10 protein-coding genes are annotated in these 13,958 nt (G+C 72.4%); 4 read left to right on the top strand and 6 right to left on the bottom strand.

Features of this window, described 5'->3' with window-relative positions; translation table 11 throughout:
- Positions 1-14: 14 nt before the first annotated feature.
- From CWN80_RS13430 to CWN80_RS13410, 5 genes are read right to left on the bottom strand one after another with little or no spacing between them, the layout of a single operon-like run.
- Positions 15-371, bottom strand: a complete 357-nt coding sequence (locus CWN80_RS13430) for a YqfO family protein (protein ID WP_007929378.1) — start codon at positions 369-371, stop codon at positions 15-17.
- Between the two features lies 1 nt (position 372).
- Positions 373-1,014 (bottom strand): acyltransferase, encoded by a 642-nt coding sequence (locus CWN80_RS13425; protein WP_238148248.1) that lies wholly within the window; start codon positions 1,012-1,014, stop codon positions 373-375.
- A gap of 13 nt (positions 1,015-1,027) precedes the next feature.
- The gene (locus CWN80_RS13420; protein ID WP_007929374.1) at positions 1,028-1,990 is read right to left on the bottom strand and encodes a class I SAM-dependent methyltransferase; all 963 of its coding nucleotides are present in this window, start codon (positions 1,988-1,990) and stop codon (positions 1,028-1,030) included.
- On the bottom strand, positions 1,990-2,769 hold the full coding sequence (locus tag CWN80_RS13415) for an enoyl-CoA hydratase/isomerase family protein (RefSeq protein ID WP_007929373.1): 780 nt from the start codon (positions 2,767-2,769) through the stop codon (positions 1,990-1,992). Before CWN80_RS13415 ends, CWN80_RS13420 begins: the two co-directional genes overlap by 1 nt.
- Complete coding sequence (locus tag CWN80_RS13410; protein ID WP_007929372.1) at positions 2,766-3,263, bottom strand: T3SS (YopN, CesT) and YbjN peptide-binding chaperone 1; 498 nt, start codon at positions 3,261-3,263, stop codon at positions 2,766-2,768. The genes CWN80_RS13415 and CWN80_RS13410 overlap by 4 nt, the downstream gene beginning before the upstream one ends.
- Positions 3,264-3,298: 35 nt before the next feature.
- Here CWN80_RS13410 and glgX point away from each other — a divergent pair, with 35 nt between their 5' ends.
- Positions 3,299-5,320: a glycogen debranching protein GlgX gene (gene glgX / locus CWN80_RS13405; protein ID WP_007929371.1), complete on the top strand. Its 2,022-nt coding sequence runs from the start codon at positions 3,299-3,301 to the stop codon at positions 5,318-5,320.
- 247 nt (positions 5,321-5,567) lie between these two features.
- Here glgX and glgP read toward each other — a convergent pair whose 3' ends face one another.
- The gene (glgP, locus tag CWN80_RS13400; protein ID WP_007929370.1) at positions 5,568-8,171 is read right to left on the bottom strand and encodes an alpha-glucan family phosphorylase; all 2,604 of its coding nucleotides are present in this window, start codon (positions 8,169-8,171) and stop codon (positions 5,568-5,570) included.
- A gap of 72 nt (positions 8,172-8,243) precedes the next feature.
- Between glgP and CWN80_RS13395 the strand changes: the two genes are divergently transcribed.
- Genes CWN80_RS13395 through glgB form a run of 3 tightly spaced genes read left to right on the top strand, consistent with a single transcriptional unit; the run spans position 8,244 to position 13,911 of the window.
- The gene (locus CWN80_RS13395) at positions 8,244-10,289 is read left to right on the top strand and encodes an alpha-1,4-glucan--maltose-1-phosphate maltosyltransferase (protein ID WP_128277423.1); all 2,046 of its coding nucleotides are present in this window, start codon (positions 8,244-8,246) and stop codon (positions 10,287-10,289) included.
- Positions 10,289-11,719, top strand: a complete 1,431-nt coding sequence (locus CWN80_RS13390) for a maltokinase N-terminal cap-like domain-containing protein (RefSeq protein ID WP_007929368.1) — start codon at positions 10,289-10,291, stop codon at positions 11,717-11,719. The genes CWN80_RS13395 and CWN80_RS13390 overlap by 1 nt, the downstream gene beginning before the upstream one ends.
- A complete protein-coding gene (glgB, locus tag CWN80_RS13385; protein ID WP_007929367.1) occupies positions 11,716-13,911 on the top strand; it encodes a 1,4-alpha-glucan branching protein GlgB in 2,196 nt (731 codons plus the stop codon). Before CWN80_RS13390 ends, glgB begins: the two co-directional genes overlap by 4 nt.
- Positions 13,912-13,958 lie beyond the last annotated feature (47 nt).

Genomic DNA, 13,958 nt, shown 5'->3' with positions numbered 1-13,958 from the left:
CTGCGCGACCTTCCTCAGGGAGCGGGAGGGGCGGAGGGTGCCTCGTCCGCGACATTGACCAGGACGTGGAAGGACGGCTCCTCGTAGGGGTGCGCCTCACGAAGGGCCTTGACCACCAACGCCCTTCGCGATCGGGGGAAGGCGACCTCGACGCGGTCCTCGACGACCCGTTCGGCCTCGCCGACGGTCCCGATCGTCGGGTGGGCTCCGTCGACAGGGCGGAACCTCCCTTCGCCACGCAGGACGAAGGCGCACTCGCGGTAGTCCCCCACCGCTCCGGCGCCCACGGCGAAGAGCGCCGCGAGCACCTCGTCGGTGTGCGTGGCGGGGATGTGGGCGACGAGCACGTCGAGGGCCTCGCGCGCGCTCACGTCACCACCCCGCCGGCAGGTCGAGCTCGTCCTCGGTGACGACGACCCGCTCGCGCTGCTTGAGCACGCGGGCGGGCACCCCGCCGAGCACGACGAAGGGGGGATGCGCCCCCCGGACCACCGCGCCGGCCCCGACGACCGAGTGCGCGCCGATGTCCGTGCCGCGGGTGATGACGCACTTCGTCGCGACCCACACGTCGTCGCCGAAGCGCACGGGCGACTTGATGATCCCCTGGTCCTTGATCGGGGTGTCGAGGTCCTCGGTGCGGTGGTCGAAGTCGCACACGTAGACGTCGTCGGCGAAGAGGCAGGCCTCGCCGACCTCGATGTCGAGCCACGTGTTGAAGGTGTTGCGGATCCCGATGACCGTCTTGGCACCGATGCGCAGGGTGCCCTCGTGAGCGCGCAGCGCCGAGCCACCACCGATGTGCGTGTAGGCACCGACGACGAGCCGGCCGGTGCCCGGCGTGACCTGGAACTGGACGCCGGGCCCGATGAAGCACGGCCCCTCGAAGACGAGCCCCGGGGTCGTGAGCTTGGCGCGGACCATCCGCAGGTAGCCGAGGACGTGGTGGTGGGACCAGGCCCGGTTGGCGACGACCCACCGGGCCCAGTGCCACCACGTGAGGTGCGAGGAGGCCATCAGCGCGTGCCCGTCACCGCAGCGGCTTGGTCCCGGTGACGCCGACGTTGTAGAAGAAGCGCTGCGGCACGACGCGGCCGAGGACCGCGTCGACCTTCATGAGGTTCTTCCACGAGCCGTAGGCGAACTTCGCCCACCCGAAGCCGAGGGCATCCTCGGCGACGGCGTACTCGAAGGTGCGGATCGGCCAGCCGGCGAAGGCGGACAGCAGCTCCTCGGTCGCCGTCCCGACGTGCTCCGCACCCGCGCGGCGGGCCATCGCGGCCAGCTGCGCCGGGTCGAAGGTGTGCAGGTCGACGACGGCCTCGAGCGCGGCGGCCCGCGACGACTCGTCGAGCTCGGCCTGGGCGCGGGCCCACGTGCCCCTCAGCGGCGGCAGCCTGCTGACCCGCGTCGCGGTCTCCCACGTGGCCCGCGAGAGGTGCCGCGCGTACCAGTGGCCGATCCGGGTCGGCTCGCCGGCGATGACGAAGCGTCCACCCGGCTTGAGCACCCGCACGACCTCGCGCAGGGCGCCCTCGACGTCGGGGATGTGGTGGATCACCGCGTGCCCGACGACGAGGTCGAAGGAGTCGTCTTCGTAGGGCAGCGACTCCGCGTCGGCGACCCGCCCCTCGATCTCGAAACCGAGCCGCTGGGCATTGGCCTTGGCCGCCTCGACCATGCCGGGCGACAGGTCGGAGACGTGCACCTCGTCGACGAGGCCGGCGAGCTTGAGGTTGAGCGAGAAGAAGCCGGTGCCGGCCCCGAGCTCGAGGGTGCGCCCGAAGGGCAGCGACTCCCCCGGTCGTCGCGTCGACTCCAGGACGTGGAGGAAGCGGTCACGCACGATCGACGTGCAGCGGTCGTCGAAGCTGATCGACCACTTCTCGTCGTAGGTCTGCGCCTCCCAGTCGTGGTACAGCACCTGGGCGAGCTTGTTGTCCTCCCAGGCGGCCTCGACCTGCTCGGCGCTCGCCGCACGAGGTCCGGCCATCAGATCCCCTCGAAGGTGGCCTTGCCCGGCCCGTTGTCGACGAAGCTGCGCATGCCGGTCTTCTGGTCGTTGGTCGCGAAGAGCCCGGTGAAGAGCTGGGCCTCGATCTCGAGCCCGGTGTCGAGGCTGACCTCCAGCCCCTTGTCGACCGCCTCCTTGGCAGCGCGCAGGGCCTGCGTCGGCCCGGTGACGAAGGGGGCGACGAGCGCCTGCGCGGTGGCGAGCACCTCCGCGGCGGGCACGACCCGGTCGGCGAGACCGATCTCGAGCGCCTCGGCGGCGTCGACGAAGCGACCGCTGAAGATCAGCTCCTTGGCCTTCGCCGGGCCGACGAGGCGCGGCAGGCGCTGGGTACCGCCGGCGCCGGGGATGATCCCGAGGGTGATCTCGGGCAGGCCGAGCTTCGCGTTGTCGGCGACGACCCGGAAGTCGCAGCACAGCGCGGTCTCGAGGCCACCCCCGAGCGCGAAGCCGGTGATCGCGGCGACGGTCGGCTTGGGGATCGAGGCCAGCGCGCGGGAGAAGCGCTGGAGCAGACGCACGTGGGCGGCCATGTCCGTGTAGGACATCTCGGCCATCTCCTTGACGTCGGCACCGGCGGCGAAGACCCGCTCGCCACCCCAGACGATGACCGCCTTGACGTCGGTGCGCTCGGCGGCCTCCTCCGCGACGGCGACGAGCTGACGCTGCATCTCGGCGTCGAGCGCGTTCATCTTCGGGCGGTCGAGGACGATGGTGCCGATGCCGTCGGCAACCTCGAGGCGGACGACCTCGCTCATGCCTGGGGCTCCCCCGCCTCGGTGGGCTCGCCCTCGGGCTCCTGGCCGGTCGCCCGCTGGTGCCACAGCTGCACACCTTGGAGGACGAGCGGCAGGGCCAGACCGAGCAGGCCACGGATGTCGGCCCCGCGCGGGAGGATGTGCTCGGAGGTCACGAGCAGGGTGTCGCCGGCGACGGCCGCCTTGACGAGGTTGAAGGCGACGTTGAGGTCGTTGCTGACCTGCAGCCGCTCCACCGGGTCGGTCGGCACCGGGTCCTCGAGGGCCCACTGGCCGAAGACGCGCAGCACGTTGGACTCGCTGTCGCAGCGGATGAACATCTGCTGCTCCGAGAAGGTGAAGGCCACGTCGCCCTCGTCGTCGATCGACGGCTCGAGACCCAGCTCGCGCAGCGCGTCCTGGACGCGGTCGCGCAGCGGAGCCTCGGGCTCGGGCTGGTCACCCGAGGCGGGAGGGGTCGGGCCGAAGTTGGGGAGGGCGGTCGGGTCGCTCATGGCCGCCACGCTACCCACTGCTTACCCTGTGAGCCATGTCGACCTCCACCGCCCGGGTCCTGCCCCACCGGCCCACCCCGGGCGTCCACCCCGTCGACGGCGGGGTGACGGTGGCGGTCCACGCCGCCGGCGCGACGGCGGTGTGGCTCTGCCTGACCGACGACGAAGGGGGCGAGACGCGCGTCGAGCTGCCCCCCTTCGGCGACGGGTGGTGGGGTGGGTTCGTGCCGGACGTCCACCCGGGCCGGCGCTACGGGCTGCGGGCCGACGGACCCTGGGACCCGGCCGTGGGGCACCGCTTCGACCCAGCAAAGCTGCTCCTCGACCCGTGGGGTCGAGCCGTCGAGGGGACCGTGACGTACGACCCGGCGGTCTTCGAGCGGGGCGGCGAGTCGGCCCCCTTCGTCCCGCGCAATGTCGTGCTCGACACCACCTTCGACTGGGGCGACGACGCTCCCCCGGCCCACCCCCGCGACGCACGGGTGGTCTACGAGGTGCACGTGCGCGAGATGACGCGACGGCTGCCAGGGGTCCCCGAGCACCTGCGCGGCACCTACGCGGGCCTGTGCCACCCGGTGACCATCGAGCACCTGCGCTCCCTCGGCGTGACGACCGTCGAGCTGCTGCCGGTGCACGCCTTCGCCGACGAGCCGCACCTCGTCGACCTCGGCCTGACCAACCACTGGGGCTACAACACGCTGGGCTTCTTCGCCCCTCACGCGCCCTACGCGAGCGACGCCGACCCGCACGAGGTGCTGCGCGAGCTCAAGGGCATGGTCAAGCTGCTCCACGCCGCCGGCATCGAGGTCCTGCTCGACGTCGTCTACAACCACACCGCCGAGCAGAGCACCGGGGGCGCGACGCTGTCGTGGCGCGGCCTCGACGCCGCGACCTGGTACCGGCTCGACGAGCAGGGGCACGACGTCGACGTCACCGGCTGCGGCAACACGCTCGACCTCACCGACCCCGTCGTCCTCGAGATGGTCCTGGACTCGCTGCGCTACTGGGTCACCGAGGTCCACGTCGACGGCTTCCGCTACGACCTGGCGGTGGCCCTCGGCCGCGGCGAGGACCTCGGCTACGCGCCGGACCACCCCTTCCTCGTGGCGCTGCGCGAGGACCCCGTGCTCTCGCGGGTGCTGCACGTCGCCGAGCCGTGGGACCTCGGGCCCGACGGCTGGCGCACGGGGCAGTTCCCGGGGGCCTGGGCGGAGTGGAACGACCGCTTCCGCGACACGACCCGTGACTTCTGGCTCGCCGACGCCGGGGCGCTCTCGCGGGGCGAGGTGAGCGGCCCGGGCGTGCGCGAGATCGCCACCCGGCTCGTCGGCAGCCGCGACCTCTTCGGCGAACGCACCCCCCTGTCGTCGGTCGGCTTCGTCACCGCGCACGACGGTTTCACCGCCGCCGACCTCGTCGTCTACGACCACAAGCACAACGAGGCCAACGGCGAGGACAACCGCGACGGCAACGACCACAACCGCTCGTGGAACCACGGCGTCGAGGGCCCGACCGACGACGCCGTCGTGCAGCTCGCCCGGCGCCGGTCGGTGCGCAACCTCCTCGGCACGCTGCTGCTGTCGTCCGGCATCCCGATGATCGCCTCCGGCGACGAGATCGGGCGCACGCACGACGGCAACAACAACCCCTACTGCCAGGACAACGAGATGACCTGGCTCGACTGGGACCTCGACGACGAGCGCCGGGACCTGCTCGCCACGGTCGCCCACCTCACCGGGCTGCGCCGCGAGGTGCCCGTCCTGCGGGACCACGACGAGTCGGTCATCGGCTGGTACGACGAGACCGGCGCCCCGATGACCGACGAGACCTGGGCCCAGGACGAGCGACGCACCCTCCAGCTGCACCTCGCCGGCGAGCCCGCCGCCCTGGTGGTGGTGCACGGAGGCCTCGACGAGGCTGCCGTCACGCTCCCGGACGTCGGCCCCCTTCGCCTGAGGTGGGACAGCGCCTGGGAGCGCCCGCAGGACGCCGACGCGGGCCCCGCCGACCGCCAGCAGACCCTCACCCCGCTGAGCCTGCGCCTCTACACGACCTGACCTGCGGGTACGACGCCCTGGCGAAGGGAGAGCCCGACCACTGCAGGAGCGGGCGAAGGGAGGGGTCGGCCCGACTCATGGGAAAGTCCGGCTGCCCGCACGACGTGAGTCGTCACGCCAAGCGGCCGGACTTTCCCTTAGGGCCACCCCTCCCTTCGCCCGCGACGCCAGAGGCGACCGCGACGGAGAGGCGACCACGCGGGCCCTTCGAGACGGCGCTGGCGCGCCTCCCCGGGGACCGGAGGGGTCAGGCGTTGGCGACGAGCCCCAGGCTCGCGGGGTACGCCATGAGCTCGTGCCGCGGCAGCACCCGCACGGTCCAGCCGAACTGGCCGGTCCGCTCGATGGGGACGTGGCCGGCAAACTTCGCCCGCCCGTCCTCGTAGGCCTCGACGAAGCCGAGCGAGGTGGCGTCCCAGTCGACGAGGTCGTCGGTGCCGAGGGCGACCCGACCGGCGACGACCTGGACGTCGACCTCGTGGGGGGCCAGGCCGTCGAGTGCGACGTAGGCGTCGACGCTCAGCGACTCACCGACGATCGGGCTGTCGGAGACGCCCGAGCCCTCGACGTGCTCGACGCGCACGCTGGACCAGCCGGCCCGAGCCCGCGCCTTGTACTCCGCGAGCGCCCGCGCGCCGGCGTGGCCGTCGGCGTTGACCCGGGCGTTGTGCTGGGCGGCGGGTGCGTAGAGCTGCTCGGTGTAGTCGCGCACCATGCGGGTGGCGAGCACCTTGGGCCCGAGCGTGGTGAGGGTGTGCCGCAGCATCGACAGCCAGCGCTGCGGCAGACCGGCCTCGTCGACGTCGTAGAAGCGCGGCGCGACCTGCGTCTCGATGAGGTCGTAGAGGGCGGCGGCCTCGATGTCGTCGCGCCGGCCCTCGTCGGTGACACCGTCGGCGGTGGGGATGGCCCACCCGTTGTCGCCGTCGTACCACTCGTCCCACCAGCCGTCGAGGATCGACAGGTTGAGCCCGCCGTTGAGGGCGGCCTTCATGCCGGAGGTGCCGCACGCCTCGAAGGGCCGCAGCGGGTTGTTGAGCCAGACGTCGCACCCCGGGTAGAGGGTGCGCGCCATGGCGATGTCGTAGTTGGGCAGGAAGACGATGCGGTGGCGCACGTCGTGCTGGTCGGCGAACTGCACCATCTGCTGGATGAGCTGCTTGCCGGTCTCGTCGGCCGGGTGCGATTTGCCGGCGATGACCAGCTGGACGGGCCGCTCGGGGTGGAGCAGCAGCGCCCGCAGCCGCTCGGGGTCGCGCAGCATGAGGGTCAGCCGCTTGTACGTCGGCACCCGCCGGGCGAAGCCGATGGTGAGCACCTCGGGGTCGAGGACGCCGTCGGTCCAGCCGAGCTCGGCGTCGGTGGCCCCGCGCTTGGCCCAGCTGGATCGCAGGCGGGCGCGCACGTCGTCGACGAGCCGCGAGCGCATCTGAGCCTTGGCGGCCCAGATGGCCTCGCCCGGCACGTCGGGGATGCCCTTCCACCGGTCCGACGCCTCGACGTCGCGGCCGCCGAGGTGCTGGGCGGCGATGTCGTAGACCGCGTCGTCGACCCACGTCGGGGCGTGCACGCCGTTGGTGATCGAGGTGATCGGCACCTCGGCGTCGTCGAAGCCCGGCCACAGCCCGTCGAACATCTCCCGGGAGACGACACCGTGCAGCTGGGAGACGCCGTTGGCCCGCTCGGCCAGGCGCAGCCCCATGACCGCCATGTTGAAGATGCCCTCGGAGCCGCCCTCGTAGGTCTCCGCGCCGAGCGCCCGCAGCTTGTCCAGCGGCACGCCGGGCAACTCCTGGGCCCCGCCGAAGTACCGTTCGAGCAGGGCGACGTCGAAGCGGTCGATGCCCGCGGGCACCGGGGTGTGCGTCGTGAAGACGGTGCCGGCGCGGGCCGCCTCCATCGCCTCCTCGAAGCTCATCCCCGCGGTCTGCGTGAACTCGCTGATCCGCTCGATGCCGAGGAAGCCCGCGTGGCCCTCGTTGGTGTGGAAGACCTCCGGCTCGGGGGCTCCGGTGAGCCGGGACCACAGGCGCAGCGCTCGCACGCCGCCGATGCCGAGCAGCATCTCCTGCTGCAGGCGCTGCTCCCCGCCACCGCCGTAGAGACGCTCGGTGACCGCGCGCATCGCGTCGTCGTTGCCGGGCACGTCGGAGTCGAGCAGGAGCAGTGGCACGCGGCCCACCTGGGCGCGCCAGACGTGAGCGCGAAGGGAGGCACCCCCGGGCATCGCGACGGTCACCACGCACGGGGTGCCGTCGTCCTCGCGGAGCAGGTGCAGCGGCAGACCCTGAGGGTCGAGGACGGGGTAGGTCTCCTGCTGCCAGCCGGAGGCGTCCAGGCTCTGCTTGAAGTAGCCGGTCGTGTAGAAGAGGCCGACGCCGACGATCGGCACCCCGAGGTCGGACGCGGCCTTGAGGTGGTCGCCCGCGAGGATCCCGAGGCCACCGGAGTACTGCGGCAGCACCTCGGTGATGCCGTACTCGGGGCTGAAGTAGGCGATGGAGGCGGGCAGGCCCCCCTTCGACCCTCCGTCACTCCCCGGGGACCGGGACGCCTCGTCCTGGTACCACCGGCGCGACCCGAGGTAGTCGTCGAGGTCGGCCTTGGCCGCGCCGACGCGGGCGACGAGATCACCGTCGCGGGCCAGCTCCTCGAGCTCTCCCGCCGAAAAGGTGGAGAGCAGCCGGACCGGGTCGTGGTGGACCTCGTCCCAGCGCTGCGGGTCGAGCCCGGCGAAGAGCTCGCGGGTCGGCGAGTGCCAGCTCCACCGCAGGTTCATCGCGAGATCGCCGAGGGCGGTGATCGGCTCGGGCAGGGCGGTGCGGACGCTGAAACGTCGAATGGCCTTCACCTCCCCCATCTTGGGGGCTTTCGCCCCGGCGCGCCAACCTGCAGCAGGTGGACCGCGGGTAACGTTGCGGGGGTGAGCACCGACTTCACCGTCGCCCCTGCCCCCGCTAGCACGGCGCCCGTCTCCGTGCCGCCCCAGCAGCCGCTCGGCCGCATCCCCGTCAGCGACGTGCGTCCGTGCGTCGACCACGGCACCCGCCCGGCGAAGTCGGTCGTCGCCGAGCCCTTCACCGTGACCGCCGAGGTCTTCCGCGAGGGCCACGACGCGGTCAACGCGACGCTCGTGCTCACCGACCCCGACGGCGTCGAGCAGCACCTGCCGATGACCTGCACCAACCCCGGGCTGAGCCTGTGGGAGGTCGAGGTCGTCGCCGACCGCGAGGGCCTGTGGCACTACCGCGTCGAGGGCTGGTCGGACCCGTGGGCGACGTGGGTGCACGACGCGTCGATCAAGATCCCCGCCGACATCGACGCCTCGCTCATGCGGGCCGAGGGTGCCGTCGTGCTGGACCGGGCCGTCGCCGACCCCGCCCGCGACGAAGGGGGGCGCGCCCCCCTTCGTGCTGCTGCCGACGTCCTGCGGGACGAGGCGGGCCACCAAGCCGCCGCGGCCCTGCACCTCGTGACGACGGGCGCCGCTGCCGCGGAGCTGGCGGCACGGCCCCACCGAGAGCTGGTCAGCCCGAGTGCCGACCTGCCGTTGCTCGTCGAGCGCGAGCTGGCGCTCTTCGGCTCCTGGTACGAGATCTTCCCCCGGAGCGAGGGTGCCCACGTCGACCCGACGACCGGGCGCTGGGTGAGCGGGACCCTGCGCACGGCCGCGCAGCGGCTGCCGGCCATCGCGGAGATGGGCTTCGACGTCGTCTACCTCACCCCGATCCACCCCATCGGGACGACGGCGCGCAAGGGACCCAACAACACCCTCGTGGCCGGGCCCGACGACCCCGGCTCGCCCTACGCGATCGGCTCGCCCGACGGGGGCCACGACGCGATCCACCCGGAGCTCGGGACCTTCGCCGACTTCGACGCCTTCGTCGCCGACGCGACCCGGCTGGGGCTGGAGGTCGCGCTCGACCTGGCGCTGCAGTGCTCGCCGGACCACCCGTGGGTCACCGAGCACCCGGAGTGGTTCACCACCCGCGCCGACGGCACCATCGCCTACGCCGAAAATCCGCCGAAGAAGTACCAAGACATCTACCCGGTCAACTTCGACAACGACCCCGCCGGGATCTACGCCGAGGTGCGGCGGGTCGTCCAGGTGTGGATCGACCACGGGGTGAAGATCTTCCGGGTCGACAACCCGCACACCAAGCCGGTGCAGTTCTGGCAGTGGCTCATCTCCGACGTCGCGCGCAAGCACCCCGACGTCATCTGGCTGTCGGAGGCCTTCACCAAGCCCGCGATGATGCACACCCTGGCCAAGGTCGGCTTCCAGCAGAGCTACACGTACTTCGCCTGGCGCAACACCGTGGCCGAGCTCGTCGAGTACGGCACCGAGGTGAGCGGTGAGGCGGCGGCGTACATGCGCCCGAGCTTCTGGCCGACGACGCACGACATCCTCACTCCCTACCTGCAGTTCGGCGGGCGGGCCGCGTGGCAGGTGCGCGCCGCCCTGGCCGCGACGATGGTGCCGACGTGGGGCATCTACGCCGGCTACGAGCTCATGGAGCACGTGGCCCGCCCCGGCGCCGAGGAGCAGATCGACAACGAGAAGTACGAGCTCAAGGACCGCCGCTGGGACCTCGTCGCCGAGGCGGGCGACTCCCTCGCCGGCTGGCTGACGATGCTCAACCGCGCCCGTCGCGAGCACCCGAGCCTGCAGCTGCTGCGCAACCTGACCTTCCACCACGTCGACGACGACCAGCTCATCGCCTACTCCAAGTCGCGCACCCTCCCCGACGGCGGCGTCGACACCGTCATCGTCGTGGCCAACGTCGACCCGCACAGCACGCGCGAGTCGACCCTGCGACTCGACCTGGCCGCCCTCGGTCTCGAGCCCGGCGAGCGCGTCGAGGTGGAGGACCTCGTGACCGGGGCCCGGTGGCAGTGGGGCGAGGAGACCTACGTGCGCCTCGGCCCGGAGAGCGAGCCGGTCCACATCGTCTCGGTGATCCGCTGATGGCGACGATCCACCGGGCCGAGCTGTCGCCGACCAAGCTCGAGCTGCTCACCGACTGGATGGGTGGGCAGCGCTGGTACCTCGGTCGTGGCCGGCCCCGCCTGCGCCGGCTCGACTCGTGGCGCCTCGACGACCCGGCCGGCGAGGTCGGCATCGAGGTCCTCGTCGTGCTCGACGAGTCGGCGACGCGCCCGGTCATCTACCAGGTGCCGCTCACCTACCGCGGAGCCCCGCTCCCCGGAGCTGACGCCGCCCTCGTCGGCGAGATGGAGCACTCCGTGCTCGGCCACCGGTGGGTCTACGACGCGCCGCACGACCCCGTCTTCGTCACACAGCTGCTCGAGCTGATCTGCGGGCGCGTGGCCGCGCAGGCCGGTGCGGTCTCCGACACGGTCGACCCGGACATCGTCGGCGCACCGCACCCGGCGTGGCCGAGCGACCCGGTCGTCGCCTCCAGCCGCGTCATCGGCGGCGAGCAGTCCAACACCTCGATCATCGTCACGCCGGTCCCCGGCACGGGCGCGCCGGTGATCCTCAAGGTCTTCCGCACCCTCGCCGCCGGCGAAAACCCGGACATCACGCTCCAGGGGGCGCTCGCGGCGTCCCACTCCCCCTTCGTCCCCGTCAGCGTGGGCCACGTGGCCGGCGCGTGGCAGCGCCCCGGGGCCGACCCGACGAAGGGGGCACCCCCCGACCGCGAACTCGGTCAGCTGGCCTTCGCCCAGGAGTACCTCGAGGGCACGACCGACGCCTGGCGCGTGTGCCTGCGCACGGCCGCCGCGGGTGAGGACTTCAGCGATGGCGCCCGCCGGCTGGGGCAGGCCGTCGCGCACGTGCACGACACCCTCGCCCGGGTGCTGCCGACGCGGCCCGCCGGCGACGACGACATCGCCCGGATCACCTCGGCCATCCGTCGCCGTGCCGCGCTGGCGACGAGCGAGGTCCCCGGGCTCGCCGGGCACGAGCAACAGGTCGCCGCCCTGGTCGACGCGGCGACGACGGCCCGCTGGCCCGACCTGCAGCGCATCCACGGTGACCTGCACCTTGGGCAGGTCCTCGACGTACCCGGCCGCGGCTGGGTCCTCATCGACTTCGAGGGTGAGCCCCTGCGACCGCTCGCCGAGCGCAACGAGCTCGACTGCCCGCTGCGGGACGTCGCCGGGATCCTGCGCTCGCTCGACTACGTGGCCGGCACCCTCGAGCGCGAGGGCGCGGCGGTCGACGCCCGGGCGTGGTGCACGGCGGCACAGACCGCCTTCCTCGACGGCTACGCCGACGTCGGGCCCGACCCGCGCGAGTCGGGTGCGCTGCTCGATGCCTTCGTGCTCGACAAGGCGCTGTACGAGGTGGTCTACGAGGCGCACCACCGCCCCGCGTGGCTCGTGCTGCCGGCCACCGCGATCGACCGACTGCTGGAGGAGCGCCCGTGACCCCCGTACCCGAGTCCGCCCTGCCCGGCGCCCTGTGGGCCGTGGCGCACGGCCGCAGCGCGCAGCCCCACGACGTGCTGGGCCAGCACCTCGAGGCCGGTGGGCTGCGCGTGCGGGTGCTCCGCCCCCTGGCGACGCGCGTGCGGGTGCGCTTCGAGGACGACGTCACGCTCGACCTCGACCACGAGCAGGACGGCATCTTCTCGGGCCTGCGGGAGGACGCCGACCGGACCATGGACTACCGGGTCCTCACGACCTGGGAGGACGGCGTCGAGCACGTCGGGGACGACCCCTACCGCTTCGCCCCGACCGTCGGCGAGGTCGACCTCCACCTCATCAACGAAGGGCGTCACGAGCAGCTGTGGACCGTGCTCGGGGCCCACACCCGGGCCTACGACGGCCCGATGGGGCCGGTCGAGGGGGTCTCCTTCGCGGTGTGGGCACCGCGGGCCAAGGCGGTGCACGTCATCGGCGACTTCAACGGGTGGGACGAGGCGAGCCACCCGATGCGCTGTCTCGGCGGGTCCGGGGTGTGGGAGCTCTTCGTGCCGGGCGCGGCCGACGGCGACGTGTACAAGTTCGCCCTGCGGGGGGCCGACGACGTCGTGCGGCACAAGGCCGACCCGCTCGCCCGGCTCGCCGAGACGGCGCCGGCGACCGGCTCGGTCGTGACGACGAGCGGCCATGAGTGGCAGGACGCCGCCTGGCTCGAGCAGCGGGCGCGCACGGATCCGCACACGGGCCGGATGAGCGTCTACGAGGTGCATCCGGGGTCGTGGCGCCAGGGGCTCTCGTGGCGTGACCTGGCCGACGAGCTCGTCGACCACGTCGTGCGGCACGGCTTCACGCACATCGAGCTCATGCCCGTCATGGACCACCCCTACCCGCCGTCATGGGGCTACCACGTGACGAGCTACTTCGCGCCGAACTCCCGCTTCGGCTCGCCCGACGACTTCCGCCACCTCGTCGACCGCTGCCACCGGGCCGGCATCGGCGTCATCCTCGACTGGGTGCCCGGGCACTTCGCGACGGACGAGTGGGCGCTCGTGGCCTTCGACGGGTTGCCGCTCTACGAGCACCCGGACCCGCGACGGGGCTGGCAGCCGGACTGGGGCAGCTACGTCTTCGACTTCGGTCGGCCCGAGGTGCGCAACTTCCTCGTCGCCAACGCGCTGTACTGGCTCGAGGAGTTCCACGTCGACGGGCTGCGGGTCGACGGCGTCGCCTCCATGCTCTACCTCGACTACTCCCGCGGCGACGGCGACTGGCTGCCCAATGCGCACGGCGGCCGCGAAAACCTCGAGGCGGTCGCCCTGCTCCAGGAGGTCAATGCGACCGCCTACCGCCGCTCGCCCGGCATCGTCACCATCGCCGAGGAGTCGACGGCCTGGCCGGGCGTGACCGCCCCGACCGACGGGGGCGGGCTCGGCTTCGGGCTGAAGTGGAACATGGGCTGGATGAACGACGCCCTGCGCTACCTGGCGGAGGACCCGATCAACCGGCAGCACCACCACCGGCTGCTGAGCTTCGCGATGATGTACGCCTACGCGGAGAGCTACCTGCTGCCGATCAGCCATGACGAGGTCGTCCACGGCAAGGGGTCGATGCCGCTCAAGATCCCTGGGACGATCGAGCAGCAGCTGGCGACCTTGCGGGCCTTCTACGCCTACCAGTGGTCCTTCCCGGGCAAGCAGCTGATCTTCATGGGGACGGAGATGGCGCAGACGCGTGAGTGGGCCGAGAGCCGCTCGCTCGACTGGGAGCTGCTCGACGACCCCGGCCACCGTCGGGTCGCCGAGCTCGTCGCGCAGCTCAACTCCTTCGCGGCGGACCACCCGGCGATGTGGGCGCTGGACGCCGACCCGGCCGGCTTCCAGTGGCTCGACGCCGACGACCACCTCGGCAACACCGTCGCCTTCCTGCGCTTCGCCGACCAGGAGCGCCGCGGCGACGTCGTCGCCGTCGTCGTCAACTTCGGCGGGGCCGACCGCGGCGAGCTGCGCATCGGCCTGCCCCGCGCGGGCCGGTGGCAGGTGCGCCTGGACACGAGTGGCTACGACGCCGCCGGCTCCCCGAGCCAGGCCGGGGTGACCGTCGAGGCCGAGGAGCACCCGTGGCAGGGCCAGCCCTGGTCGGCCCGGGTCCGCGTCGCCGCCCTCGGCGCCGTCTACCTGACCCCCGCATCTCCCTAGGGAAATACGGCCAGGCCCGCCCGAATTTCCCTAGGGAAATGCGCAGG

Source organism: Janibacter hoylei PVAS-1 (assembly GCF_004025845.1).
GTDB lineage: Bacteria > Actinomycetota > Actinomycetes > Actinomycetales > Dermatophilaceae > Janibacter > Janibacter hoylei.
The sequence above is the reverse complement of the archived record's forward strand: the minus strand, read 5'-3'. Positions and strand labels throughout refer to the sequence as shown.

Coding starts and splice junctions, on each gene's coding strand:
- CWN80_RS13425 (WP_238148248.1), bottom strand. CDS start 1,014: ATGGCCTCCTCGCACCTCACGTGGTGGCACTGGGCCCGGTGGGTCGTC.
- CWN80_RS13420 (WP_007929374.1), bottom strand. CDS start 1,990: ATGGCCGGACCTCGTGCGGCGAGCGCCGAGCAGGTCGAGGCCGCCTGG.
- CWN80_RS13415 (WP_007929373.1), bottom strand. CDS start 2,769: ATGAGCGAGGTCGTCCGCCTCGAGGTTGCCGACGGCATCGGCACCATC.
- CWN80_RS13410 (WP_007929372.1), bottom strand. CDS start 3,263: ATGAGCGACCCGACCGCCCTCCCCAACTTCGGCCCGACCCCTCCCGCC.
- glgX (WP_007929371.1), top strand. CDS start 3,299: ATGTCGACCTCCACCGCCCGGGTCCTGCCCCACCGGCCCACCCCGGGC.
- CWN80_RS13390 (WP_007929368.1), top strand. CDS start 10,289: ATGGCGACGATCCACCGGGCCGAGCTGTCGCCGACCAAGCTCGAGCTG.